Origin of the sequence: Sinorhizobium sp. P24N7 (assembly GCF_042436655.1) — a bacterium.
Lineage (GTDB): Bacteria > Pseudomonadota > Alphaproteobacteria > Rhizobiales > Rhizobiaceae > Sinorhizobium > Sinorhizobium meliloti_A.
Genome location: NZ_JBHMIW010000022.1, coordinates 47365 through 73785, shown reverse-complemented (window position 1 = coordinate 73785; position 26421 = coordinate 47365). Strand labels below are relative to the sequence as shown.

Sequence of the window (26421 nt, the reverse complement as noted above, 5' to 3'; positions counted from 1 at the left end):
ATGCGCTCTGTTACTTCCTTCAATAATTCGTGGGTCTTCTCCGAAGGCTTCGACGCCGCCGACGCCGGAACGCTCCGGGCGGGTCAGCCGATCAGCCTGCCGCACAACGCCGTCGAACTGCCGTTCAACTATTTCGACGAGACATGCTACCAGCGCGCCTTCACCTACCAGAAGGTGCTTGCCTGGCGCCCGGACTTCTCCGGCCGGGAGGTCTCGCTCGTCTTCGACGCGGCAATGGCCGATGCGGTCGTCTATCTCAACGGCGAAGAGATCTTGGCGCATAAGGACGGCTACACGCCTTTCGAGGCACGCCTGACGGACAGGCTCCTGGAAGGCGACAATCTCATCACGGTGAAGATCGACGGCAGCGAGAATCCGGAGATCCCGCCTTTCGGCGGCCGGATCGACTATCTGACCTATGCCGGCATCTATCGCGACGTCTGGCTGAAGGTCACCGATCCGGTTTCGATCGCCAATATCAAGATCGAAACCCGCGACGTGCTCTCCGACAACAAGGCCGTTTCCGTCCGGTGCGACCTTTCCAATCCGCAAGGGTTGCCCTTCTCAGGTATGGTCTCGGCTCTCCTCAAGAATGCGGCCGGCGAAGTGCTGGCCGAGGTCGCCGGCGAAACGGCCGGCGAGAGCCTCACCCTTGAGATGGAAGGCCTGAAGGGCCTCTCGCTCTGGGACATCGACGATCCGGTGCTGTACGAGATCGAAGCCGAGCTCCGGACCCGTCAGGGCTCCGACCGCCTGGCCTCGCATTTCGGTTTCCGTACGGCGGAGTTCACGACCGCAGGCTTCCGGCTCAACGGCCGCCCGCTGAAGATCCGCGGGCTGAACCGTCATCAGGCCTTCCCCTATGTCGGCTACGCCATGGGGCGCACCGCCCAGGAGCGCGACGCGGAGATCATGAAGCACAGGCTTCACTGCAATCTCGTGCGCACCTCGCATTACCCGCAGTCGAAATGGTTCCTCGACCATTGCGACCGCATCGGGCTCCTCGTCTTCGAGGAGATTCCCGGCTGGCAGCACATCGGCGGGGAGGAATGGAAACAGGAGGCGATCCGCAATGTCCGCCGCATGATCGAGCGCGACTGGAACCACCCGTCGATCGTCATCTGGGGTGTGCGCATCAACGAGTCGCAGGATTCGCACGACTTCTATCTCGAGACCAATCGCCTCGCCCGCGAGCTCGACCCGACACGGCAGACGGGCGGCGTGCGATACATTACCGACAGCGAATTTCTGGAAGACGTCTACACGATGAACGACTTCATCCTCGGCAACGAGGAGCTGCCCGGCTCGAACCGGCCGCGCACGGCGCTTCGCCCGCAGCAGGAATGCACCGGGCTTGCCCGCAAGGTGCCCTATCTCATCACCGAATTCGGCGGGCACATGTATCCGACGAAGATCTATGACCAGGAGCAGCGCCAGGCCGAACATGTTCGCCGGCATCTGGAAGTGCTGAATGCGGCCTATGGCAATCCCGGCATTTCCGGTGCGATCGGCTGGTGCATGTTCGACTACAACACCCACAAGGATTTCGGCTCCGGGGACCGGATCTGCTATCACGGCGTCATGGACATGTTCCGCGAGCCGAAATTCGCGGCCTATGTCTATGCCAGCCAGTGCGATCCCTCCGAGGAAGTCGTGATGAAGCCGGTGACCTTCTGGGCGCGCGGCGAGCGCAATATCGGCGGCGTGCTGCCCTTGATCGTGCTGACGAATTGCGACGAGGTCGAATTGAAATACGGCTCGCTTTCCAAGCGCGTCGGTCCGGATCGCGAGAATTTCCCGCACCTGCCGCATCCGCCGGTCGTCATCGACCACCGCCACTTCACCAAGGACGAGCTCGGAGTCTGGGGCATGAAGTGGGAAAGCGCGGAATTTACCGGCTTCGTCGCCGGCAAGCCGGTCGCCGATCTCCGCATGGCCGCCGATCCCGTGCCTACGACGCTTCACGTCGAGGCGGATAGCAAGACGCTGCGTGCGGAAGGCCGCGACAGCATTCGCGTCATCCTGCGCGCGCTCGACCAGGCCGGCAACGTGCTGCCCTTCCTGAACGATGCAGTCGACGTCGAGGTTCATGGTCCGGCGCGGCTGGTCGGACCGGCCCGCCTCGTCCTTCAGGGCGGTTCCGCCGGTTTCTGGCTGGAGTCCACGGGCCCCGCCGGCGCCGTCGTCATCTCGGTCGCTTCGACGCGGCTCGGCGCGGCGAAGCTCGAGCTCGTCGCCCTGGCGGAAGGAGCGGCGAGCGCATGAGCCAACTCCAACTCAGCGATGTTCGTAAATCCTATGGTGGCCTCGAGGTCATCAAGGGCGTCGATCTCGACATAAAATCCGGAGAGTTCGTCGTTTTCGTCGGTCCTTCCGGCTGCGGCAAGTCCACGCTGCTCCGGATGATCGCCGGGCTTGAGGAGATCACCTCCGGCGACCTGACGATCGACGATAGCCGAATGAACGATGTCGATCCGTCCAAGCGCGGGATCGCCATGGTGTTCCAGTCCTATGCGCTCTATCCGCATATGACGGTGCGCGAGAATATGGGCTTTGCGCTCCGCTTCGCGGGTATCCCCAGGGCCGAGATCGAGAAGAGGGTGAACGAGGCCGCCCATATCCTGGAACTCGGCGCGCTGCTCGACCGCAAACCGAAGCAGCTTTCGGGCGGCCAGCGCCAGCGCGTGGCGATCGGCCGGGCGATCGTCCGCCATCCGAAGATCTTCCTCTTCGACGAGCCGCTTTCCAACCTCGATGCGGAGCTGCGCGTGCATATGCGCATCGAGATCGCACGGCTGCACAAGCAGCTCGCCACCACCATCGTTTACGTGACGCATGATCAGGTCGAGGCCATGACGCTCGCCGACAAGATCGTCGTCATGCGCGCCGGCGTGGTCGAACAGGTGGGCTCGCCTCTCGACCTCTATGACGACCCGGCCAACCTCTTCGTCGCCGGCTTCATCGGGTCGCCGAAGATGAATTTCCTGAAGGGCGTGATCGAAATCGACCAGGACCGGGCCTATGCGCGCCTGCCGGATCATGGAGACGCGAAGATCCCCGTCACCCTGCAGGCGGCGGCGGGAACTGCGGTGACGATCGGCATCCGGCCCGAGCATTTCAATGAAGACGGTCCTGCAGGGCTAGCCCTGACGATCGACATGCTGGAACATCTCGGCGGAGAGACCTTCGCCTATGCCCGCCACGGCAACGGCGAGCTCATCGTGGTCGAAACGAAGAACGGCCGCGGACTCAAGGCCGGTGACCGCCTGACGGCCCGCTTCGATCCGGTTTCGGTTCTGGTGTTCGACGGAGAGGGAAAACGGCTGCGTTAGTGACGCAGTTTCCCGGAATTGTTCTAATGTCGCCGGTACGAATCAAGGGAGTGAACAGCGATGCGTATTGGCTTCATCGGCACGGGCGCCATCACCGAAGCGATGGTGGCGGGCATCGTCGGTTCCGGGCTGGACGTCGCCGGGATCCTCGTCTCCCCGCGCAACCGGGAGATTGCTGCCCGGCTTGCCGGCCGCTTCCCGCTCGTGCGGATCGCCAAGGACAATCAGGAAGCGGTGGACGCGGCCGACGTGCTGTTCCTCGCCGTTCGTCCTCAAATCGCCGAGGACGTGATCCCCAAGCTCAAATTCCGCAAGGGTCAGAAGGTCGTTAGCGTCATTGCCGCTACCGATCGTTCCACGCTTCTCGGCTGGATCAGCGAGGAGGTGGAGCTCACCCAGGCAATCCCCCTGCCCTTCGTCGCCGAGCGCGAGGGCGTGACGGCGATCTATCCACCGAACCGCGCCGTTGCCGCGATCTTTGCGGCACTCGGAACGGCGGTCGAATGCAAAACCAAGGAGGAATATGACCTGCTTGCCGTCGGAAGCGCTCTGATGGCGACCTATCTCGGCATTCTCGACCGGACGACCGGCTGGTTCGCCGAAAAGGGTCTCGACCGCGATAAGGCACGCGCCTATATCGCCCCGCTCTTCGCCAGTCTCTCCCAGAGGGCGGTCAGGGACGAGGGGACGCCGCTCGAAGAACTCGCCCGCGAATTTTCGACCGCCGGCGGATTGAACGAGCAGGTTTTGACGGACTTCGACCGCGGCGGCGGCCACCGGGCGCTGAGGGATGCGCTCGAACACGTGCTGCTGCGGGTGCGCGGCGACGACCGGTAGAGGTCTTCAAAGCTCGGTGCCAAGACCCGCGTGGCGACGAAAACGCCCGGCGGCGAAGTCCACGAAGGCGCGCACCCTTGCCGAAACCATGCGGCCTTCCGCATGCACGATGTGGATCGGCACCGGCTCGCGCTCCTGGTCGGCAAGGACGACCTTGAGCCTGCCGGCTCTCACGTCGGGTGCCACTTGGTAGGACTGAAACCGCGACAATCCCCAGCCCGCCACAGCCGCGGCAAGGACCGCGTCATTGGTGTTGCAGATGAGACGAGGGCTGATCGGAACGCGGATGCCGTTGTCGCGTCCGAAGAGCCATTCCGAGTGGCCGAAAAGGCCCTCTCGCCCGATGATGCGATGACGGGCAAGCTCCTGCGGGCTGCCCGGCTCGCCGAAGCGGGCGAAATAATCCGGCGAGCCGCAAAGCACCTGCCGGACCGAGCCGATCCGGCGCGCAACGAGCCCGGAGGGCGGGAGCGAGGCAATGCGGATCGCCACATCCAGGCCCTCGTCGACCAGATTGGTCACGCGGTCGACGAAGACGGTCTTGACCTGCATTGCCGGATAGTGATCGAGAAAGTCGAGGATGACGGGGAGCACGTGGATGCGCCCGAAGAGCGCGGGCGCCGTTACCGTGAGCAACCCCGCAGGGGCGGTGAAGCTGCCCGCCGCATTGGCTTCCGCCTCTGCGATCTCCCCGAGGATACGCCGGCAATCGGCCACGTAACCTTCGCCCGCCGCAGTCAGTTTCAGCGAGCGCGTGGTGCGCACCAGAAGCCGTGTCCCGATCAGGTCCTCCAGCTTCGCCACCGCCCGGGTGACCGATGGCGGGCTCATATGCAGCACCTTGGCGGCCGCCGCGAAGCCGCCGCTTTCCACCACCTGCACGAAGATCCGCATCGCCTGCCAGCGATCCATCGAATGCTCCTCGATTATTTCATCAAGTGAAACTGTTTAGTGCGCCTATCGGAGCTTATCAACTCCGCGGATAACAATCATCTTGGTGTCGTTCCATCATTCAACGAGGCCGACATGAAACTCTATCATCATCCCCTCTCCGGCCACGCGCACCGCGCCCGCTTGTTCCTCTCGCTGCTCGATATCGAGCATGAGCTGGTGGTCGTCGATTTCGCCAGGGGAGAGCACAAGCAAGCGGATTTCCTGAAGCTCAATTCCTTCGGTCAGGTCCCGGTGCTCGACGACGGCGGCACGATCGTCTCGGACTCAAGCGCCATTCTCGTCTATCTGGCAAAGAAGACCGGCCGCACGGACTGGCTGCCGGAAGACGCCGCCGGGGCGGCTGCCGTTCAGCGCTGGCTTTCGGTGGCTGCCGGCCAGATCGCCCATGGCCCGGCCCAGGCGCGGCTCATCAACGTGTTCAAGGCGCCCTACCGGCCGGAAGAGGTAATCCCCCGTTCGCATGCGATCCTGGCGCTGATCGAGCAGGAGCTCAAAGGCAGAGTCTGGATTGCCGCCGACCGGCCGACGATCGCCGATGTCGCGCTCTACAGCTACGTGGCGCGCGCCCCCGAAGGCGACGTCGATCTCCAGCCCTATCCGGAGATCCGCGCCTGGCTCGCCCGCATCGAGGCATTGCCGGGCTTCGTCGAGTTCGCAAAGACGCCGGTGGGGTTGGCGGCTTAGCGAGCGTTATGACGACGTCCGCTTGCGGGAAGCCATCTCGCACGGCACGTGCTTTTAAGCGTATCGAAGGACTGCAACCACCCTCTTCCCTGTGCTTGTCACAGGGATGAGAGCAGCGCCGCGTCTGCGGTGCGAGGAGTCCTTCAGGCCCAATGACTAGGCCTGGCTGGATTCCTGTGACGAGCACAGGAATGAGGGAGCTTGGGCAAGGGGCGGATGTTATCGCCGCGAACAAGCCCACAGATGCCCAACATTCACGCAACCAAGGAAACAATCGTCATGGAGGCTCCCATCCTCGCACATTCGCCCTGGCATGAGGGCGAAATCGCCCTGCAGAAGAGGCTGGGTGTGGAAACGCGCATGGACGAGATCGGACGCCGCGTCATGCGCGACCACCTGATCGACCAGCACCGGGAATTTTATCCCCTTCTGCCGATGGTCGTGCTGGGCTCGGTCGATCGCGACGGCGACGCCTGGGCGACGCTCAGGGCGGGTGAGCCCGGCTTCCTCCACGCGCCGGACGAAAAAAGGCTTACCGTCGAGCTCCCGCGGGAGCCGACGGACCCCGCCGAGGCGGGCATGGAGGACGGCGCTCCCCTCGCCCTGCTCGGAATCGACCTCGGCACCCGCCGGCGCAACCGGCTGAACGGCACGCTTAAGCGGCATGCCCGCGGTTTCGATCTCGGCGTCGACCAGAGCTTCGGCAACTGTCCGAAATACATCCAGCTCCGCCAGGTCCGTTTCGTGCGCGACCCTTCCGTGCCGCCTTCCGTACCGCCCGTTTCCAGCTTCGGGCTCAACGCCGCCGCGCGTGCTCTGGTGGCGCAGGCGGACACGTTCTTCGTCGCAACCTATGCCGATCTCGCCGGCGGCCGGCAGATCGACGTCTCCCATCGCGGCGGCCACGCCGGATTCGTGCATGTCGGCGAAGACGGCTGGCTGGTGATCCCGGATTTCGTCGGCAACCGCTTCTTCAACACGCTCGGCAACATCGCGCTCAATCCGCGCGCCGGGCTCACTTTCCCGGACTTCTCCACGGGCGGCCTCCTGCAGATGACCGGCGAGGCCGAGCTCCTGTCCGAAGCTCCGGACGGCGTGCCTCTCGACGGCGCCGAGCGCTACTGGCGTTTCCGTCCGCGCCGCAGCGTATGGCGGGCCGACGCAATACCTGTTCGCTACGACCTTGCCGGAGCGGGATGAGGAAAGTGCGTGCGGTTTTCCGATCGCATCCCGCTCCACCTCTTGGAATCGGCGGCAGCAGCAGGCCGGATGTCCGGGTAATTTTTGCGTGCAGGGGAACCAACCTCCCTCGCCAAGGTTTCGTGCCCATCCGCCCCCGACCAAGGAGTGCTGCCATGGCCAAGAAACCCTCTGCGCCGAACAATACGAAACCGGCCACCATTCATGACCAGAAAGCGACACGCGGCAACGGTGGAGAACTTCACCAGATCGCCGAAGGCGACACGCCCGTCCTGACGACGGCTCAGGGCGGCCCCGTCGCCGACGACCAGAACAGTCTGCGCGCCGGCGAACGCGGCCCGACGCTCATCGAGGATTTCCACTTCCGCGAGAAGATCTTCCACTTCGATCACGAACGCATTCCCGAGCGCGTCGTGCATGCCCGCGGCTACGGCGTGCACGGCTTCTTCGAAACCTACGAGTCGCTTGCAGCCTACACCCGGGCGGATCTGTTCCAGCGACCGGGCGAACGAACCCCTGCCTTCGTGCGGTTCTCGACGGTGGCCGGAAGCAAGGGCTCGTTCGACCTCGCCCGCGACGTTCGCGGTTTCGCGGTCAAAATCTACACAAACGAGGGCAATTGGGACCTCGTCGGCAACAACATCCCGGTGTTCTTCATCCAGGACGCGATCAAGTTCCCCGACGTCATACACTCGGTAAAGCCCGAACCGGACCGGGAGTTTCCCCAGGCGCAGTCCGCGCATGACAATTTCTGGGACTTCATCAGCCTGACGCCGGAAAGCATGCACATGGTCATGTGGGTCATGTCGGACCGGGCGATCCCGCGCTCCTTCCGGTTCATGGAAGGCTTCGGCGTCCACACCTTCCGTTTCGTCAATGCCAAGGACGAGTCCACCTTTGTCAAATTCCATTGGAAGCCCAAGCTCGGGCTCCAGTCGGTCGTCTGGAACGAGGCCGTGAAGATCAATGGAGCCGATCCTGATTTCCACCGGCGCGATATGTGGCAAGCCATCCAGTCCGGCAACTTCCCGGAATGGGAACTGCATGTGCAGCTTTTCGATCAGGACTTCGCCGACAAGTTCGATTTCGACATTCTCGATCCGACCAAGATCATCCCGGAGGAAGTGCTGCCGACGAAGCCTGTCGGCCGGCTGGTACTCGATCGCATGCCGGAGAATTTCTTCGCCGAAACCGAGCAGGTCGCCTTCATGACGCAGAACGTGCCGCCCGGCATCGACTTCAGCGACGATCCGTTGCTGCAGGGGCGCAACTTCTCCTATCTCGACACGCAGCTGAAGCGGCTCGGCAGCCCGAACTTCACCCATCTTCCGATCAACGCGCCGAAATGTCCCTTCCAGCACTTTCAGCAGGACGGCCACATGGCCATGCGCAACCCGGTCGGACGCGTGAACTACCAGCCCAATTCCTGGGGCGAGGGTCCGCGCGAGTCGCCCATGAAAGGCTTCCGCCATTTTCCTTCCGAGGAGCAGGGCCCGAAGCTGCGCATCCGCGCCGAGAGCTTTGCCGACCATTACAGCCAGGCCCGTCAGTTCTTCATCAGCCAGACGCCGCCCGAGCAGCGCCACATCGCCGATGCCCTGACCTTCGAATTGAGCAAGGTGGAGACGCAGGTGATCCGCGAACGGATGGTCGCGCATCTTCTCAATATCGATGAAACGTTGGGGAAAAAGGTCGGCCACGCCCTCGGCCTGGAGACGATGCCGAAACCGGCGGATGCGGCCGTTGCCACCCGCCAGGACCTCGACCCCTCGCCGGCCCTCAGCATCATCCAGCGTGGGCCGAAGCGTTTCGAGGGCCGCAAGCTCGGAATATTGGCGACGGACGGCGCGGACGCCGCGCTTCTCGACGCCCTGATAGCGGCTGTCGAGAAGGAGAAGGCGGTCTTCGAGCTGATCGCGCCGAAGGTCGGCGGCTTTACCGCCTCCGACGGAAAACGCATCGCCGCTCACCAGATGCTCGACGGCGGCCCGTCGGTACTCTACGACGCGGTGGTCCTGCTTCCTTCCGCAGAGGCCGTCGCGGATCTGATCGACGTCGCCACCGCGCGCGATTTCGTGGCCGACGCCTTCGCCCATTGCAAATATATAGGCTATGCCGGCGCCGCCGTTCCCCTTCTCGAGAGGGCCGGCATTGCGGAGCTGCTCGATGAGGGAACGATCGAACTCACCGACGCTGCGAGTGCGGCCGCCTTCCTCAAGGAGCTCGGCAAGCTGCGCGTCTGGGGAAGAGAGCCCTCGGTCAAGCTGAAATAGGCCGACGGTTTAGACGGAGTGGACGATGGCGTCGCCCGCACATGGAAAGCCGACGAAGAAGGCCGCTCCGTCAAGCGCGGCGAAGAAGGCGGGGAGCTTTCCCCTGCCCGTCAGCACGGCGCCGATGGAAGCCCGTTCCGCGACCGGGCTTCCGGGCGGCGACGCATGGCAGTACGAGCCGAAGTGGGACGGCTTTCGCTGCCTTGCGTTCAAGTCCGGCGAGGACGTCGACATAAGGGCGAAATCCGGCAAGCCGCTCGGGCGCTTCTTCCCCGAGATCCTCGCCCTGCTGCGCCGACTGGAGCCGGACATGTTCGTCCTCGACGGCGAACTGGTGATCGAGGTCGACGGGCGCCTTTCCTTCGACGCCCTTCAGATGCGCCTGCATCCGGCGGCAAGCCGCGTACAGAAGCTCTCGCAGGAGACGCCGGCCAAACTCATCCTGTTCGACATGCTGGCCGGCACCGACGGAACGGTCCTGACCGACCAGTCCCTGACAGCACGGCGCGCCCGGCTCGAAACATTCGCCAAAGAGAACGCGGTTGCGGAGATGCTCGAGCTTTCGCCCTTCACGCTCGACGTTAAGGAGGCCGAGAGGTGGCTCACCTCATGGCAGGCGGGTGCCACCGACGGGGTCGTCGCAAAGCGGCGCGACGGCGCGTATGAATGCGGCGAAAGGGCAATGGTGAAGGTCAAGCGGCTGAAGACGGCCGACTGCGTCGTCGGCGGCTTCCGCTACGAGAGCGACAGCTCTTTGGTCGGCTCGCTTCTGCTCGGCCTTTACGACACCGAGGGACTGCTGAACCATGTGGGCTTTACCGCGACGATCTCGGACAAGGAGCGGCCTGCCCTGACGCGCCAGCTCGAAGCTTTGCAGGAGCCGCCGGGCTTCACCGGCAAGGCCCCGGGCGGGCCCAGCCGCTGGAGCAGCGAACGCAGCGGCGAATGGCAGCCGGTTCGGCCGGAACTGGTCGTCGAAGTCCGGTTCGACCATGTCAGCAACCGGCGCTTCCGCCACGGTACGAAACTCATGCGCTGGCGGCCGGACAAGGACCCGCGCCAATGTACCTATGAGCAGATCGTACGTCCTGAAGGCTCGCCTTGAAAACCGAGGATCCGGGCAGCGATGAGCAATGATCTCCTGATCATCCTGGGAATCGCGGCAGCGGCGGCCGTCGCATCGCCCCTGGGCGGCCTGGCGGCGATCTCGCTCAGGCCGTCGAGCCTCGTGCTCTCGATCGCGGTCGGCTTCGCGGCCGGCGTCCTCATGGGCACCTTCGCTTTCGAGATGATGCCCACCTCCATGGAACTTGCAGGTCTTCCGCTTGCCGTTGCCGGATTTCTGCTCGGCCTAGGACTCGTCTATATTCTCGACCTCTACGTCAACCGCTGGAAAATGGCCGGGCCGGAGGCGGATCAAAGGGCCGAGGTCGATCGGTTGCACCGAAGGCGCAAGCCGCGCGGGAGCAATGTCGCGGTGCTCGCCGGCGGCACGAGTGCGGAAGAGCTGATCGAAGGCATGACGATCGGCGTCGGCGCCACCTTCGAGCCGAAAGTGGCGCTTATCGTGGGTCTCGCGATCTGCATCGATAATTTCAGCGAAGGAATGAGCATCGGCGAATTGACGCTCGACGAGGAGCGGAAGAACGCGAAGCGCCGGATACTCGGATGGACCTCCCTCATCGGCCTCTCCCTTTTCGTGTCCGCCGTTGCAGGGTGGTTCCTGCTGAAAGGCCTGGTCCAGCCGGTCACCGGTTTTCTCTTCGCGACGGGAGCGGGCGGGATGTTCTACCTGACGATTACCGACCTCGTGCCGGAAGCGGAGTCGCATCAATTTCAGCAGTCTTCGGCGATCGCCAACGCCGCCGGCTTCCTGCTCGTCATGGTGCTTGCGCAGATGAGCTGACTGTCTTGAGGCGCGTCCGTCAGACGATCGCCCGGTCCCAGCCGCCATAATGTTCTTCGCTGCGCCTCCCGCGCGGAAGGCTGAGCGCGATCAGTGCCAAGCCGATCGCGACGTCGGCAAGGGTCGCGACCGTGCTGCCGCCGGCAAACAGGAAGGGCGAGGCCGCCACCCAGGCGCCGAGCAGCACATTCAGGAAGCGCACCGGCCGGACGACCTCCGCCATGGCGGTGACGGCAACCAGGATCACGAGGCAGCCGAGAACGTGGTCGCTGTGATAGAGCGGCGGGAGGCTGCCGAAAATCAAGGGCGTCGTCATCAGGACCGCGCCGAGCAATGCGCTGGCGACCAGCGTCCAGGGAAAGTTGACGCCGCCGACGATGAATTCCTTCAACAGCTCGGTCGCCGGACGGTTGAGGTCGGGCGCCGGCGTCTGGTCCTCCGAAATGGCCGGGCCGCCCATCCAGAACGTCCGCCAGAACGGCTCGCCCGCCTTCCTTACGCGCCAGAGGTACTGGATGGTGGCGAGCACCTCGTCTATCGAATAGGGGATGAGCACGACGGTGACGCCCGCCTGGATGATGCAGAGCGTACAGAGCGCCCCGATAAGCGGCGGCTGGATGATGATGAAGGAGACGCTGACGACGCCGAGGGGCACGATCAGCAGGCCGAAGAGGAGCACCATCCAGGGCATGGTGCGCCAGCGCCGGCTGTCTCCGATCGCGCCGGCCAGAATGTCCAGCGAATAGGCGAAGGCGCCGAGGCCGGCATCGGCGATCGGAAAGCCCTTGGACACCCAGGACGTCACGACCGCCTCGCTGCCGTTGCGGACGGGTGCCTCGCCCGGCCCGAAGAACGGGTCCCACAGCCCGTCGACATGGCCCATCTGATAGGCGGCGAGATAGCGCGAGACGAAGAGGCCGACAAAGGCGAGCGCGACGATCGGCATGCGCTGCGTGAAGGAGGACGGCGAATAGCTCCAGCCGAGGGGCCGGTCGTCGTCGGCCGCGAGCGCCCGCAGCCTTATTCCGGGCGTCGGCGGAATCATCACCGCAAAGGCCACGATCAGCATGCCGGCAAGCGTATCGATGGCGTAGGCCGCGGCACTCGTCGTCCAGAAGACAAGCGGGGCCAGCATGATCCAGACGCCGAGCGCGGCCGTGATCCATTGCGCATGAGACCAGCGCCGGTACATGCCGAAAAGCGCGAATGCGGCAACGAGCAGTCCGGACAGGATCTCGCTTGTCCCGAGACGGGCATTGCGTATGGCGGGTTCGTCGATCTCGTGGCCGAGCGCCGGCGGCAGCGGCACGCTGACGGGGTCGAAAAGGCCGAGCGTCGCCGGCGAGGAGACGAGCCACAGGCCGAGAGCGACATTTGCCAGCGGCGCCCATAGCGTGCGCAACCGGTGCGCTTCCACGGCAGCTTCGACTTCGGCGTCACTGCGTTCCAGCGGCTCCGCCAGCCTTTTCTCCGCCTGCTCGATCTCGGGATCCGAGGCGGCGACCACAGAGGGCTCCAGCTTGTTCTTCGCGTACCAGTCGGTCGGGTCTTGCTTGAGCCGCCGGATCATTTCCGGCAATGTGGCAGCTAGACTGTGCCTCGGCTCCCAGCCGAGTTTGTTGCGGGCACGGGAGATGTCGATCTCGTAATGATCGTCCGAGTTCTCGATCATCCACGGCTTGATCTCCGAGTCCTGGTCGAGCACCTCGGTCTGCATCCAAGCCCCCGGCTTTGCAAGGCTCTTGGGCAGAGCGAGCGTGCGCCAGTCCTCGCCGTGGATCAGCCGGCCGATGCGCTTCTGCAAGTCGCCATAGGAGAGGGTTTCCTCCTCGCCGATCAGCAACGCGCAATCATCGGGCAAGTCGTTGCGACGGTCGACCGTGCGCGCGAAAGCCTCGACCAGATCGTCCTTGTGCAGATAGGGCTGGCCTGCGTCCAGATCGCCGCTGAACAGATAGGCGGTCGGGAGCCGCTCGAAGATGCGGGCGATCTGCTGGGCGATGAAAGCGGCTCTGCAGTCCTCGTCATAGACGCCGGCGAGACGGAGGGTCACGGTCCTGATCGCGCCGCGATGTCTGGCGATCACCGCCTCGGTCTCGGCCTTCGATTTGGGATAGGCCCAGGCAGGGTCCAGCGGATCATCCTCGTTGATCCGCGCACCCCTGGCCGGACTGGGCGCCTGCACCAGCAGCGTGCTTGCATAGATGAACTGTTCGGTGGGAAGCCCCTGCAGCGCCTCCAATAGCCGGCGCGTGCCCTCGACATTGACGGCATCGTATTTGGGATTGTCCTTGCCGGAGGTGTCGTAATAGGCGGCGAGATGAATCACGGAAGCAAGGCGCCCGCCGCTGCGCTTACCCGCCGTCTCGATCGCCTCTCTCACGCTTGCGTCGGAGGTGATGTCGAATTTGATCGTCTCTTCGGTCTCGGACTTGCCTTTCGGAGGGGACAGATCGAGCCCGATGACGCGATACCGGTCCCTCAGGCGATGCGCGATCGCCTGGCCCAGGAAGCCGCTCGAGCCGGTAATGAGAACGGTCGGCTGATTTGCATCTTTCGGCATGCCGAAGCAAACCGCGCTCCGGCAGGAAGGTTCCCGGTCGCGGCGTCATAGGTCAGCACTTCGTCGAGTTCAGGGGCAGAGTTTCGGATCCATTGCGCAGTCGCGCCCGCAGACACCACCAAGCCGGCTCGGCGCACCCATCAGTGGTCTCGGGGGCCCCATTTGTCCGCGAGTGCCAGGCAATCCTTCCAAGGCAAGACCGCGCCGGTAGTCGAGATGCTGCGCAAGGACGCGGCCGCTGTTGCATGCGCCAGCCGGAGAGCCTGCTTCACGCTCCAGCCTTCATGGATGCCGTAGAGCATCCCGGCAGCGAAGGCATCGCCGGCCCCGTTCGCGCCCTTGATCTCCTCCTCGGGGATGGCGACGGACGGCAGCACCACGCCTTCCCCCTCGCGGGTGACGGCGATGGCAAAGGCGGGGCAATGCACGGCGACAAGTTTCAGCGCGCCGCGCTCCAGCACGGCACGCGCTGCGCGCATGCACGCCGCCTGGTCGGGTCCGTCGCCCAGAATTGTTTCAACGCTGGCGATTGCCCCGATTTCCAGGTCGTTGACGATGAGGAAATCGAGATGGGGCAGGCAGGGCCCGACAAGCCGCGCCATCAAAGCGCGGTCGATGCTCGCCAGCTCCAGGTTGGTTTCGAGGCCCGCAGCGCGCGCCTTCTTGAGCACCGCCACCCAGCCATTCGGCTCGTTTTGCCAGGGAGCATCGAGAATGCGATGCACGCCCGGCAGGCCGAGATGCAGATAGCGCATGCGCGTTGAAGAGAATTCGAAATGATCCGGCGTCAGCAGCGCTCCGCTTCCGGCGTGAAAGATGTGCGTGCGCCGGTGGGAACGCAGCGAGACATAAGCATCGCAGAACTGGGTGGCGGCCGCCTCAGTCACCATCATCTGACTGATGTCGATGCCGGCGGCAGCCGCCGTCTCCCTCAGGTAGCGGCCGTCGTCGTCGTCGCCGACGAGACCTATCGTCTCGACGGGGACGGAGGGGTCCAGATGCTTGATGTCGAGCGCAAGGTTGCAGCCCGAGCCCCCGCCGTGGCGTTCTTCCTCGAGAAGTTCGGCAAGGCCGTCCTCGCCCGGCCAGTGGCTGACGGTGCGGTTGTAGTCTGCGCACCACGTTCCGCCCGTGACGATCCCCCGCCGGCCACCGCTCATCTGCTCTCTTCCTGTTTGAGCACCGCTTCGGTGACGACGTTGTCGGCGGCGAGATCGCGCAGCGGCGTGATGCCTTCCGTGGCAAGACCCGCATGATAGGCTTTCACTGCCTCTGAGGGCGAGACCGTACCGGAGGCAACTTCGCGCAGCAATCGCACCATCGACAGCGGGTCCTCGGCAAGGTTGATCTTGCGCCCGAACAGCGCTACTCGCGCGCCGAAACGTTCAGCCTGGTGGAGCAGCTCGAAGCAATCGCGCGTCGTGCCGGCGCCGCCACCGAGCACGCCGACGATGATGCTCGGATCGTAGGAGGCTAGCTCCTCCATCGCCTTGGCTCCATTGAACTGGATCTTCAGAAACTGCGGCCGGTCTTCCCGGGTGACGCCGGCAAGGCAGCGCATCATCACGTCGTTGACATAGTGGGGCAGTACCTCAGGGTCGATGCCGCAGGCGACATTGGGATTGAAGACTTCAAGGAAATACTTGAACCTGTTGCGCGCCGCATCCTCGCGGAAGGCGCGGAAGGCTTCGAGCGCCTCATAGTCGCGGTCCAGATCGTTGTTGAAGGTGATGGAATAGAGACCAAGATCGGTGCCGGTGATCGGCGCGCCAGGCGCGGGATCGACGGACCCGGTCGTAACGCGCGAGAGGGAGGCGGTGCGGAAGGGGCGCGAGGCTGCTTTCACATAGGTCGCACCGCGGCCGACCCAGATGTCCGTCGTATCGTTGGCGCGGATTGCCGGCTTGACGGCACTGTCGCGATAGACGCCCATCTCGGTCAGCGCCTCCATATTGGAGGCGGAGGTGAGCATGATGTCTACGATATCCTGCTCCACGACGGCGCGGATATTTTCGAGAAATTCGGGGCGGGTATAGTGGCGTGACCAGCTGCCGTCCTTCTCCCGCTTGGGACCGCACGAGGTTATCGAGGGACCCATGTCGCCGTCCTTGGCGTCGGCGATGATGAAGTCGCTGCGGGTATATTGGCCAGCGCGGATGCGCGCGAGCTTCCGGTCGAGGCGATACATGGTCTCACTCCTATTTCGGGACAAGAGGTTCAGGCAGTCGCTGCGCCGGTCATAATGGCAACGACGTCGTTCATGGAATGGGTCTTCGGGGTAACCACGGCGGCGCGCCGGCCGAGGCGCATGATGTGGATGCGGTCGGCGATGTCGAAGACGTTCGGCATGTTGTGGCTGATCAGAACGACGGGCAGGCCGCGATCCCGTATCGAGCGGATGAGTTGCAACACCTGCCCGGTTTCACGCACCCCGAGTGCCGCCGTCGGCTCGTCCATGATCACCAGTCTGCGGGCGAAAAGCGCGGCACGGGCCACGGCCACGCCCTGCCTCTGGCCCCCCGAGAGCGATTCCACCGGATTGTCGATCGCCGGCAGGCGAAATTTGAGTTCTCCCATGGCCCGGCGGGCTTCCTCGCGCATGCCTTTTTTGTCGAGGCGGCGAAATAGGCTTCCGAGAAGGCCTGGTACGCGCAGCTCCCGGCCGAGAAAGAGATTGGCGGCGATATCGAGCGCAGGCGCCACGGCGAGGTCCTGATAGACCGTCTCGATTCCGGCATGGCGCGCATCGAGAGGTCCCTTGAAGTGGATCGGCACTCCGTCGAGCAGAATTTCACCGCTGGTCGGGCGCACGGCGCCGGTCAGGGTCTTGATGAGCGTCGACTTGCCGGCGCCGTTGTCGCCGACGACGGCAAGGATCTCGCCGGCCCTGAGTTCGAAGTCGACGCCGTCGAGCGCAGTGACGTGGCCGTAGGTCTTCACCACGTTGCGCGCTTCGAGAACCAGGCGCGCGGAAGGCTCTTCGATGGGGGAACCGGCTGGCATCAACGCTTCCTCCGGGAGAGCTGGTCGAGCGCGACGGCGATGATGACGAGGATGCCCGTTATGAGGTCCTGCCAGAGCGGGTCGATGCCGGCGAGCGTCAGGCCGTTGCGCAGAACGCCGACGATGAGCGCGCCGATCAATGTCCCTACGAGCCCGCCTCGGCCGCCGAAAAGACTCGTGCCACCGATCACCACCGCGGTGATCGAATCGAGATTGGCGCTCTGCATGGCATTCGGGTCCGCGTTTGGGATACGCCCCAGCGCGAGCCAGGCGGCAATGCCGTAGATGAGGCCGGCCAACACATAAACCGAGAGCAGGTGGCGCCGTACTGGGATGCCGACCAGCCGGGCGGCCTCGGCATTGTTGCCGATCGCATAGACGTGCCGGCCCCATTTCGTCTGGTTCAACAAATACCAGACGCTCGCATAGAGCATGAACATGATCAGCACGCCATAGGTGAGCACGAAGCCGCCTATCTTCATCGTATTGCCCGTCCAGGCCAGGAAGGGATCGCGTACCGGGAAGGCGCCACCCTCGGAAATGAGTCGCAGCGCCGCGGTCAGGATGCCGAGAATGCCAAGTGTGACGATGAAGGGCGGGAGCCTGAGGCCGCTGACGAGGCCCCCTGCGGCAAGGCCGGCGGCCGTGCATATGAGCACGGCAATGCCCATGGAGAGAACCGGATCATAGCCAAGATTGGCAAGCTTTCCCGCGACGATCGTTCCCAGCACGCAAATGGCGCCGACGGCAAGGTCGATCCCGGCAGTGAGGATCACCAGCGTCTGACCGATCGCCAGAGCGCCTATGACGACCGTCTGCTGCAGGATGATCGACAAGTTGTGGGTGGCGAGAAAGCGGGGATTGGTCAGCGCGAAAATCACGCAGAATCCGAGCAGCACCAGAAGAGGTCCCGCCGACGGGCTGCCCAATATACGGGCTTTCAGGCTTCGCGGCGCCTCAGCTGGATATACGGTTGCTGTGTTCATGGACGTCCCGTGCCTCAGGGTTTTGTTGCGCGGCCGTTCGCCCGCGGGATCGCTGCGGCGCAGAGCGCCGCGCGATCCCGCCGCGGTAGCGGATCAGTCGCCCCAGCAGTTTTCGAGGCCCCAGGAGGTATCTTTCGAATCCAGCCCTTCGACCGGCTTGTCGGAAATGAGGACGGACCCGGTGTTGACGAACCCACTCGGCTTCTTGCCGGTAGCCGCATATTCCACCACCGCGTCGACGCCCATGGTCGCCATCTTGTAAGGGAACTGCATAACCGTCGCGGCGATCTTGCCGTCCTTGACGTCGCGCACGCCGGCACAGCCGCCGTCGATCGAGGTCAGCATCACGTCACCTTCCTTGCCGAAAGCTTTGAGCGCCGCATGGGCGCCGGCCGCCGCTGGCTCGTTGATCGTGTAGACGGCGTTGATCTCGCCGTTCTTGGACAGCAAATTCTCCATGCCGATCTGACCCTTGTCCTGCGCACCATTGGTGATGGCCGCGCCTGCTATGGAAGGGTCACCCTCGGCTATTCCGAAGCCCTTCAGGTAACCGTCGTGACGGAACGTATCGACCGTACCGCCGGGCGTGCCGTCCAGCATTGCGACGACCGCCTGCTTGTCGCCCATCGCCTTGCGGGCGTAGGCGCCCTGCTGCACGCCGGCCTCGAAATTGTCCGTGGCGAAGGTGGCGTCGACCGCATCGGCCGGATCGGTCGCCGTATCAAGCGCGATCACCAGCACGCCGGCATCGCGGGCCTTCTTGATGATGTCGAGCATGCCGGAAGAATTGTTCGGCGTGACCAGGATGCCCTTGGCACCGGCGCTGATCAGGTCCTCGATGGCGGCGACCTGTCCTTCGTTATCGCCGTCGAACTTGCCGGCGCGGGCGATCAGCTTCACGCCCTTCTCCTTGGCACGCGCCTCGGCCGCCTGGCGCATCTTGACGAAGAAAGGATTGACCTCGGTTTTCGTGACGAGTCCGACGATCACCTCGCTGGCGGCGGCGGAGCCCGGGCCGAAGGCAAGGCCGAAAACGAGTACGCCGGCGGCGATGCCGCCCCACAGGACGGCGGAGCGCGAGGACGCGCGAATATTGTGAAGTGCCATTAGATCCTCCTCCCAAATCCAAAGACGCCATGAACCCCTCCGGCTCTTTCGGCGTGGACGGCCTCTCCTCAAAGGCCACAGGGATTAACTCAGCCATTTTAGATGAAGTCAACTTAATATCGCCGATCTTATGTATATTTTTATACAAAATAACGCGAAGAGTCCTCCCGGACGATAACCCGATGAGGAAAGAGGCGCGTCAGAGGCAGCGATGCGGATGAACGCTTGGGAGGACTTATGTATCTTATTTCCCATAAGTTATGATCTCTGAGGTTCGGTGCTTTCTCGCGCGCCGCTTTGCCGCTAAACCGGGCCGAAAACGGAGTTTTGCATGGCACGGCCGGTACAGGGGCCCGACAGACCCACTCTCGAAGGCGCCGGAGGTATCTTTTCCCTCATCGCGACCGGCAGCGCCGTCTCGCGCGCCGAACTGCTGGCCGCCTCCGGCTTGTCGCGGGCGACGGTGACTCAGCGGCTGAGCGCGCTCCTCGCCAGCGGGCTGGTACGCGAGACCGAGGAGACCCTGCCTAGCGGCGGACGGCCGACGCGTGTGCTCGCGATCAACGCGACGAGCGGCTTTCTGCTGGTCGCCAATGTCGGTGAGACGCACATCCATCTCGCCGCCATGGATCTGACGCCGGCGATCCTCTCCCAGATGACGCTGCCCTTTTGCGTGGCAAGCGGCCCCGAGGTGACGCTGGAACAGATTGGCCAAGCCTTCGCCGCGCTGGCGGCAGGGGCCGAAGAGACGCATGGTTTCCTCCTCGGCATCGGTCTCAGCCTGCCGACGCCGGTGGATTTCAAGCGCGGCTGCGTGGTCGGCCCATCGGTGTTGCCCGGCTGGGACGAATTCGACATCATCGGCCGTCTCAACACCCGGTTTTCAGTGCCGGTCTATGTCGAGAACGACGTGAACCTGATGACGATCTGCGAGCACAAGCGTCGCTTGCCGACCGTTGACGACATGCTCTTCGTAAAGGTCGGCACGGGCATCGGCAGCGGACTGATTGCAGGCGGACGCCTTTTCCGCGGCGCCCAGGGCGCTGCCGGCGATATCGGCCACATCCAGTTCCTGTCGGATGACGCACCGCTCTGCCGTTGCGGCAAATTCGGCTGCGTGGAGGCGCGCGCCGCCGGCTGGGCGATCGCCCGCGACCTCTCCTCCCGCGGCTTTCGCGCTGAAACCGCCCGCGATGTGCTCGACCTCGTCGAACAGCGCAAGCCCGAGGCACTGATGCTGCTGCGGGCTGCCGGGCGAACGGTCGGCGAGGTCATTTCGGATGCGGTGAGCATCATCAATCCGAGCCTGATCGTCGTCGGCGGTACTCTGGCGCGCGGCGGCGATTTGCTGCTGTCCGGCATCCGCGAGCTCGTCTATCAGCGCTGCCTGCCGCTCGCCACCAGAAACCTCTCGATAGAGCTGTCCAGCATCCATGACGACAGCGCTCTGTACGGCGCCGCCCACCTCCTGTTGGACGATATCTTCGCCCCGACGAAGACCGGTGAACTTCTCGCACGATATGCTGCGGCCGCCGCCCCGTCTACCAGAGCGGGATGAGGAAACCTGTGCTGTGCGGCTTTCCGCCTTCATCCAGCGTTTCAACTTATCGGAATCGCTCAGGTTCATGTTTTAGGTCGATCCAACCTACATCGTAATCCGGAGCCCTCCGAGGCGTGGCGTCGTCAGGCGGCGTCTCAACGGCCGTTCACGCCCCCACGCGCGCCACGACGGGAATATAGTTTTCGAGCTCCGGCGCCGGGAAATGCAGCGTCGCGCCGATCTCGGCGGAGCGGTAGAGGCCCATCAGGATTTCGACGACCGCCAGGCCGTCCTCGAAGGTTTCGAGCGGCCTTATCCCCTTGCGGAAGCATTCGACCATGTGGCGGTTTTCGTCCGTATAGCCGTAGACGCCGGCTTCGTCCTCCAGCACCGGCATCAGGCCCTGCTCGGCATTCTGCTTTTCGACGAGGTCCTCGCCCTCTGTGCCCTGCACGGCCCGCGACAGGAAGATCTTCAAGCCGGTGCCGAGCGAATTATACTCCAGCGCATATTCGGGGCCGAGGAGCTCGAGCTGAATGCGCAGGCCGGCGCCGACATAGGCCCAGGAGGTCGTTGCCTCGATCATCAGTTCGTTGCCCTCCTCGTCCTCCAGCGTCACGGTCGCCCGGGCGAAATCCTCCGATGGGCGCCGACGGTAGTCGACATCCTCACCGAAGCGGCGGCGCAGCTCATCGGCATAGCCGGCCCGCGTCCATTTGAGGTTCGCGACCGTGCCGTTCACCGATTTGACCTTCAACGAATTGCGAGGTGCGCCGGGCGCCGTGAGCAGATGGCGCGCCACCTCGACGCTGTGGCACATCATATCGGAAAGCACCCCGCCGCCCTGCTTGTCGCCCTGCCAGAACCAGGGCTCGTGCGGACCGGCATGTTCTTCCGCGGCGCGTGCGAGATAGGGCCGGCCGGTGGTCGAGGCGGCGCGCCGCCAAATGATCTCCTTGCCTCGCAGCACCGGCGTGCAGAAGACCTGGTTTTCGAGATAGCCATGGTTGAGACCTGCATCCTCGGCCAGGTGCAGCATCTCGCGTGCCTCCGCTACGGTGCGCGCAAGCGGCTTCTCGCAGGCGACAGCGAAGATCTTGCTGCGTCCCGCATTGATCTCCCCGTGGAGCGTCCGCATGACGTCGAGCCGCGTGTAGTTCGGCGACAGAATCCAGACCGCGTCGACGTCACCGGCGGACAGGAGCGATTCGAGACTCTCATGCGCGCGGCACGCGCCGACGTCGAGCGCCCCGACTTCGCTCACGAAGCGCGCGCGGTTTTCGGGATTGCGGCTGTAGACGCCGGTCACCTCGACATTGCGTACCCCGATGAGCGATTTCAGGTGGAAATGCGCGATAAATCCGGTGCCGACGAAGCCTACTCGCAAGGTCTGTTTCGGTAATGTGGTCATTCTTTCCTCCCCGACATCCAGCGGCGACCGCCTCGAGCCGCCCTCATGCGCTTTCAGATAAGTGGCGGCGCCGTGCTGCCGCGTACCTTCAGGACCGTGGGCAGCACGATCGGTTCGGCCCCCTCCGAGCCGCCCGCCAGAATTCCAAGGAGCACCGCCATGGCGGTGCGGCCGATCTCGGAGCGAGGCTGGACGACCGTCGTCAGCGGCGGATAGAAGGCCTTGCTCAGATAAAGATCGTCGAAGCCCACGACCGAAACGTCGCCCGGCACGTCGCGTCCGATCCGTCTCAGCTCGTGGACGGCACCATAGGCCATTTCGTCATTGGCGACGAAGAGCGCGGTCGGCGGATCGGAAAGAGAGAAGAGCGAGCGGCAGCATTCCTCGCCGCTTTCGATCAGGAAGTCGCCCCGCACCTCGTAGCCGGCTGGAATCGGCAGCCCGGCAGCGCGCATCGCCAGGCGAAACCCCTCCCGCCGATAGACGCTCATCGGCTCGGGAACCGGCCCGGATATATGAGCGATCCTCCGATGGCCGAGCGAAATCAGGTGCTCGACGGCACCGCGGGCCGCGGCGACATTGTCGACCTGCACATGCGGCAGACCAGAGCCCTCGATCATTTCCAACGCCACCACCACGGGCAGATGGTTCCAGCCGCCGGCCGGCGGCAGCTTGCCGGTCATCAGGATCATGCCGTCGGCATGCCCGTCGCGCAGCATGTTGAAATATTCGGTCTCGCGGGCCGGGTCATCCTCGGTATTGCCCATCAGCACGGCATAGCCGGCTTCGCGCGCCGTCGCTTCGACACCCTTGAGGATGTCGAGATAGAAGGGATTGCCGACGTCGCGTACGACCATCAGCACCGTCATGGACCTGCGGGTGCGCAGGTTCCGGGCGCTGACATTCGGGCGGTAATCGAGCTCGCGCGCCAGGTCGAGCACGCGCTGGCGCGTCTCGGCGGTCACCAGCGTCGAAGCGGCGAGGGCGCGCGAGACGGTGGCCACCGACACGCCCGCCTTCTCGGCGATGTCCTTGATCTTCGGCCGGTCCCTCATGCGCGCATCGCCCGGCCCCGTCCGTAGAACATCATCAACAGGAGCAGCGTCGCGCCGAACACCATCTGGCGTCCGGACTCCTCGATGTTGATTGTCGTCAGGATGCTCTGCAGGATGACCAGCAGGACCGCGCCCGCCATGGTGCCGGTGTAGCCGCCCTTGCCCCCGGCAAGCGATGTGCCGCCGAAGACGACCGCGATGATCGAGGGGAGCATGTACTGCTCGCCGACATTGGCGAAAGACGTGCCGGAATAGCCGAGCAGGCAGAGGCCGGCGGTCGCGGCGAACATGCCGGAGATCATGAAGAGCGCGATGCGGACCAGCTTGACCGGCACGCCGGCCATGTAGGCCGCGTGCTCGTTGGAGCCGATCGCATAGATGCGATGGCCGAAGACGGTGCGGTTGAGCATGAGCGCCATCAGGATGCCGATCACGATCCAGAGCCAGATTATGCCGGGAATGCCATAGGCGAGCGGTTGCGTGACGAAGCGCGAGAGCGCGGGCGCGGCCTGGCCGGAGGGAATTCCCATCCGGATGACGACGAGAAGCCCCTGCAGCACGCCCAGCATTCCGAGCGTCATCACCAGCGGCGGGATTCTGAGAAGCGTGACGCCGAGCCCGTTCAGGAGGCCGAAGAAGGCGCCGGCCGCAAGACAGGCGGCGACGGCCGGCAAGATGCCGCCATCGGCGCCGTTCATGACGTTGCCCGCGAGGATCGCCGAGAGCGAGACGACGCCGCCGACCGAGAGATCGATTCCTTCGCGTCCGCCGAGGATGACGACGTTCTGACCGGCCGCGACGATGCCGAGCAGCGAGGCGACGATCAGGAGCCGCAGGATCTGACCGCCGGTCGCAAAGCCCGGCGACAGCGCCTCGCCGAGATAGAGGAGCAGCACGATGAGCGCGAGCGCGACGACGATCGGCTGCCGGACGAAGGACACCACTCGGCTCATGAGCGCGCCCTCCTGCCGGCAAGCACGCCCGCCATCAGGACGAGGAGGATCGCGAGGCCCTGCACGAAGTTCTGCCACTCGGACGGCGTGCCCATGAAAAAGACGACCGAGTTGATGAGCCCTATCGTCAGCGCCCCGAGCAGCGAGCCGACGACGGTACCCCAGCCGCCGGAGAGCGCGCTGCCCCCGAGCACGACCGCCGCGACGCTGTAGAGCGTCATCTTGCCCCCGACCAGCGGATCGCCGCTTGCGGTATCGCCGGTGATGCAGAAGGCGGCGAGCGCGGAAAAGAGGCCGCAGAGCACATAGCCCTTGATCCGGGTCGCTATGACAGGCAGACCGGTCTGGTAGGCCGCCTGCTGGTCGTCGCCCACGGCAAGCAGTTGCGTGACCAGCCTGGTGCGGCTCATCACCGCGAGGAGGATGACGAGGGCCGCCAGGATGTAGAAGACGAAGGGAACGCCGAAAAGCCGGCCGCCATAGGTGCGCCAGAAGAGCGCCGGCGCCGGCGTGCCGGCAACGGGCAGGATGTAAAGCGCAAGGCCCGTGAAGAAGATGCTGGTCGCGAAGGTCGCGACGATCGCCTGCAGCCGCAATGCCGCGACGACGAGGCCGTTCACGAGCCCGCAGGCCAGTCCGAGCAGGAGACCGATGGCCAGCGCCAGGAACACCGCGCCGGCACCCCCTCCCCAGCGCTCCATCAGAACCACGATCGCGACATTGACCAGCGAGAGGATCGCGCCGGCAGAGAGGTCGATATCGCCGGCATAGACGACGTAGGTCTGTGCGATCGCGAGCAGGATCAGCGCCATATAGGTGCTGAGCAGCCCGGTCAGAGCCCGGAATGTCAGGCTGTTCGGCGAAAAGAAGCCGTTGAGGAGAAGGAGTACGGCGACGATCACGAGTGCGGGCAGGAAAGGATAGCGCTCCAGCAGCCTGCCGATGCCGCCGGCGCGCCGGTATGTCGGGACGGTTGCGGTCTCTGCCATCACGCGGCCTCGTAAGCGGCTTGATATAGATTGTAGCGGGTGCGGTCCGCCCCCGTGAGCTCCCGGCTGACCGATCCGCCGTTGAAGACGAGAATGCGGTTGGCGTTGCCGAGCAGTTCGGCATCCTCGGAAGAATAGAGAACGATGCCGAGCCCCTCCGCCGCCAGTTGCCGGATCAGCGCGAAGAGGTCCGCCTTGGCGGACAGGTCGATGCCCTTCGTCGGGTCGTCGAGCAGCAGCACGTCGGGGCGGTCGATCAGCCAGCGGGCGATGATCACCTTCTGCTGATTGCCGCCCGAAAGCGAACCGATCGGGTGGAAGACGCTCGCGAATTTGGTGTGCATGCTTTCCAGCGCCGGCGCCACCCTGTCGCGCAGCTTGCCCGGCCGAGCGATCATCAGCCGGTCGCGCAGATAATGGATCGGCGTGACGTTCTCGATGATCGGTCTTCCGCTGATGACGCCGTCGCGGCTGCGGTCGCCGGAGACATAGGCGCAGCCGCGCCGGATCGCGTCACGCGGGTTCGAAGCGTCGAATCGGCTGTCGCCGATGAGGATTTCGCCCGAGGCGATCGAGCCGGCGCCGAAGATCGCTCTGAGCACCGCCGATTGGCCCTGGCCGTGCAGCCCGCCGAAGCCGAGAATCTCGCCGCGGCCAACCTCGAAACTCACATTGCGGAAACCGCGGCCGGAAAGATCGCGCACTGTCAGCGCGGCGCCTCCTTCACCCTCCACCACCGCCGGCACTGACGATTGCGTCGCCGGCATGTCGCCGGCGCCGCCGACCATCAGCCGGATCACGGTCGCCGGGTCCGTGTCGCCCAGGTTGAGCGTGGTGATGGTCTCGCCGTCGCGAATGATGGTGACGCGGTCGCCGATCGCCTTGATCTCGTCCATGCGGTGCGAAATGAAGATGATGCCGCGCCCGCGACGTTTGAGATCGCGCAGGATTTCGAAGAAGCGCTCCACCTGGGCTCGGTCGAGCGCCGAGGTCGGCTCGTCGAAGATGAGGAGCGGCGCCTCGCTGGCCAGCGCCTTCATGATCTCGACGAGCTGACGCTGGTCGGGGCGCAGGTTGCCGACGAGTGTGTCGGCGGAAAACCCTTCGCCGCAGACGCCTTCGAAAAGGCCGATATAGCGCGCCGCGCGCTGCCGGAGTTCCCAGCGGTCGATGAAGACCCGCGATTTGACCGGCAGCTTGCCAAGCGAGATGTTTTCCTCGACCGAGCGGTGCGCGGCGAGGCTGAGTTCCTGATAGAAGATGCCGATGCCGTGGGCTCGCGCCGAGCGCGGTCCGCTGATCGTCACAGGCTGGTCGTCGACCAGGATCCTGCCGCCATCGGGCCGCACGCTGCCCGCAATGATCTTGCAGAGGGTGCTTTTTCCCGAGCCGTTGGAACCCATCAGGACATGGACCTCGCCGGCCATGAGCTCAAGATCGCCTCGGCGGACCGCCAGGGTCGCGCCGTAAGCCTTGCTCACGCCGCTCAGTTTCAATTTCGACATGGAAACTCGTCCGTTCGCTTCGGTTTGGCGGGCGCTGGCCGGGATCGGCTACTTTATGTTTCCTCAAATCCTGGCGGATTTAGGGATAGAAACATGCAGCAAGACAAAGTGTTACCGGGAGCA

The 26421-nt window shown here is 64.4% G+C and carries 21 protein-coding genes; 9 read left to right on the top strand and 12 right to left on the bottom strand.

Features of this window, described 5'->3' with window-relative positions; all coding sequences use genetic code 11:
* From ACFHWW_RS29855 to ACFHWW_RS29845, 3 genes are read left to right on the top strand one after another with little or no spacing between them, the layout of a single operon-like run.
* Positions 1-2265 (top strand): glycoside hydrolase family 2 protein, encoded by a 2265-nt coding sequence (locus tag ACFHWW_RS29855; protein WP_379942840.1) that lies wholly within the window; start codon positions 1-3, stop codon positions 2263-2265.
* Entirely contained in the window at positions 2262-3332 is a 1071-nt protein-coding gene (locus tag ACFHWW_RS29850; RefSeq protein WP_379942838.1) for an ABC transporter ATP-binding protein, read from the top strand. Before ACFHWW_RS29855 ends, ACFHWW_RS29850 begins: the two co-directional genes overlap by 4 nt.
* A 60-nt stretch (positions 3333-3392) precedes the next feature.
* Positions 3393-4169 (top strand): pyrroline-5-carboxylate reductase, encoded by a 777-nt coding sequence (locus ACFHWW_RS29845; protein ID WP_379942836.1) that lies wholly within the window; start codon positions 3393-3395, stop codon positions 4167-4169.
* Positions 4170-4175: 6 nt separating this feature from the next.
* Here the strand turns inward: ACFHWW_RS29845 and ACFHWW_RS29840 are convergent, their stop codons facing one another.
* Entirely contained in the window at positions 4176-5081 is a 906-nt protein-coding gene (locus ACFHWW_RS29840) for a LysR family transcriptional regulator (protein WP_379942834.1), read from the bottom strand.
* 114 nt (positions 5082-5195) lie between these two features.
* Here ACFHWW_RS29840 and ACFHWW_RS29835 point away from each other — a divergent pair, with 114 nt between their 5' ends.
* The 5 genes from ACFHWW_RS29835 to ACFHWW_RS29815 all read left to right on the top strand — a co-directional run bounded on the left by ACFHWW_RS29835 (position 5196) and on the right by ACFHWW_RS29815 (position 11186).
* Positions 5196-5807 carry a glutathione S-transferase family protein gene (locus ACFHWW_RS29835; RefSeq protein WP_379942832.1) on the top strand — a complete coding sequence of 204 codons (612 nt, stop codon included), beginning with the start codon at positions 5196-5198 and terminating at the stop codon, positions 5805-5807.
* A gap of 243 nt (positions 5808-6050) precedes the next feature.
* Complete coding sequence (locus tag ACFHWW_RS29830; protein ID WP_379942830.1) at positions 6051-7007, top strand: pyridoxamine 5'-phosphate oxidase family protein; 957 nt, start codon at positions 6051-6053, stop codon at positions 7005-7007.
* Positions 7008-7162: 155 nt separating this feature from the next.
* On the top strand, positions 7163-9280 hold the full coding sequence (locus ACFHWW_RS29825) for a catalase (protein WP_324764440.1): 2118 nt from the start codon (positions 7163-7165) through the stop codon (positions 9278-9280).
* 25 nt (positions 9281-9305) lie between these two features.
* Positions 9306-10385 (top strand): ATP-dependent DNA ligase, encoded by a 1080-nt coding sequence (locus ACFHWW_RS29820; RefSeq protein ID WP_324764439.1) that lies wholly within the window; start codon positions 9306-9308, stop codon positions 10383-10385.
* Between the two features lie 21 nt (positions 10386-10406).
* Complete coding sequence (locus ACFHWW_RS29815; protein ID WP_379942827.1) at positions 10407-11186, top strand: ZIP family metal transporter; 780 nt, start codon at positions 10407-10409, stop codon at positions 11184-11186.
* Between the two features lie 19 nt (positions 11187-11205).
* Here ACFHWW_RS29815 and ACFHWW_RS29810 read toward each other — a convergent pair whose 3' ends face one another.
* The 6 genes from ACFHWW_RS29810 to ACFHWW_RS29785 all read right to left on the bottom strand — a co-directional run bounded on the left by ACFHWW_RS29810 (position 11206) and on the right by ACFHWW_RS29785 (position 18845).
* Entirely contained in the window at positions 11206-13749 is a 2544-nt protein-coding gene (locus ACFHWW_RS29810; protein ID WP_379942825.1) for an NAD-dependent epimerase/dehydratase family protein, read from the bottom strand.
* A 140-nt stretch (positions 13750-13889) separates the two neighbouring features.
* A complete protein-coding gene (locus tag ACFHWW_RS29805) occupies positions 13890-14909 on the bottom strand; it encodes a carbohydrate kinase family protein (protein ID WP_379942823.1) in 1020 nt (339 codons plus the stop codon).
* Positions 14906-15937, bottom strand: a complete 1032-nt coding sequence (locus ACFHWW_RS29800; RefSeq protein WP_275599545.1) for a hypothetical protein — start codon at positions 15935-15937, stop codon at positions 14906-14908. Before ACFHWW_RS29800 ends, ACFHWW_RS29805 begins: the two co-directional genes overlap by 4 nt.
* A 29-nt stretch (positions 15938-15966) precedes the next feature.
* A complete protein-coding gene (locus ACFHWW_RS29795; protein ID WP_379942821.1) occupies positions 15967-16752 on the bottom strand; it encodes an ATP-binding cassette domain-containing protein in 786 nt (261 codons plus the stop codon).
* On the bottom strand, positions 16752-17738 hold the full coding sequence (locus ACFHWW_RS29790) for an ABC transporter permease (protein WP_102761533.1): 987 nt from the start codon (positions 17736-17738) through the stop codon (positions 16752-16754). Before ACFHWW_RS29790 ends, ACFHWW_RS29795 begins: the two co-directional genes overlap by 1 nt.
* A gap of 93 nt (positions 17739-17831) precedes the next feature.
* A complete protein-coding gene (locus tag ACFHWW_RS29785) occupies positions 17832-18845 on the bottom strand; it encodes a substrate-binding domain-containing protein (protein ID WP_379942819.1) in 1014 nt (337 codons plus the stop codon).
* Between the two features lie 331 nt (positions 18846-19176).
* Here ACFHWW_RS29785 and ACFHWW_RS29780 point away from each other — a divergent pair, with 331 nt between their 5' ends.
* The gene (locus tag ACFHWW_RS29780; protein ID WP_275599547.1) at positions 19177-20403 is read left to right on the top strand and encodes an ROK family transcriptional regulator; all 1227 of its coding nucleotides are present in this window, start codon (positions 19177-19179) and stop codon (positions 20401-20403) included.
* Positions 20404-20551: 148 nt separating this feature from the next.
* Here the strand turns inward: ACFHWW_RS29780 and ACFHWW_RS29775 are convergent, their stop codons facing one another.
* Genes ACFHWW_RS29775 through ACFHWW_RS29755 form a run of 5 tightly spaced genes read right to left on the bottom strand, consistent with a single transcriptional unit; the run spans position 20552 to position 26298 of the window.
* A complete protein-coding gene (locus tag ACFHWW_RS29775) occupies positions 20552-21796 on the bottom strand; it encodes a Gfo/Idh/MocA family protein (protein WP_379942817.1) in 1245 nt (414 codons plus the stop codon).
* Positions 21797-21849: 53 nt separating this feature from the next.
* Positions 21850-22851 carry a LacI family DNA-binding transcriptional regulator gene (locus ACFHWW_RS29770; RefSeq protein ID WP_100671046.1) on the bottom strand — a complete coding sequence of 334 codons (1002 nt, stop codon included), beginning with the start codon at positions 22849-22851 and terminating at the stop codon, positions 21850-21852.
* Positions 22848-23804, bottom strand: coding sequence for an ABC transporter permease (locus ACFHWW_RS29765; RefSeq protein WP_379942815.1), 957 nt, complete (start codon positions 23802-23804; stop codon positions 22848-22850). Before ACFHWW_RS29765 ends, ACFHWW_RS29770 begins: the two co-directional genes overlap by 4 nt.
* Positions 23801-24793, bottom strand: coding sequence for an ABC transporter permease (locus tag ACFHWW_RS29760; protein WP_100671042.1), 993 nt, complete (start codon positions 24791-24793; stop codon positions 23801-23803). The genes ACFHWW_RS29765 and ACFHWW_RS29760 overlap by 4 nt, the downstream gene beginning before the upstream one ends.
* Positions 24793-26298, bottom strand: coding sequence for a sugar ABC transporter ATP-binding protein (locus tag ACFHWW_RS29755; RefSeq protein ID WP_379942812.1), 1506 nt, complete (start codon positions 26296-26298; stop codon positions 24793-24795). The genes ACFHWW_RS29760 and ACFHWW_RS29755 overlap by 1 nt, the downstream gene beginning before the upstream one ends.
* Positions 26299-26421 lie beyond the last annotated feature (123 nt).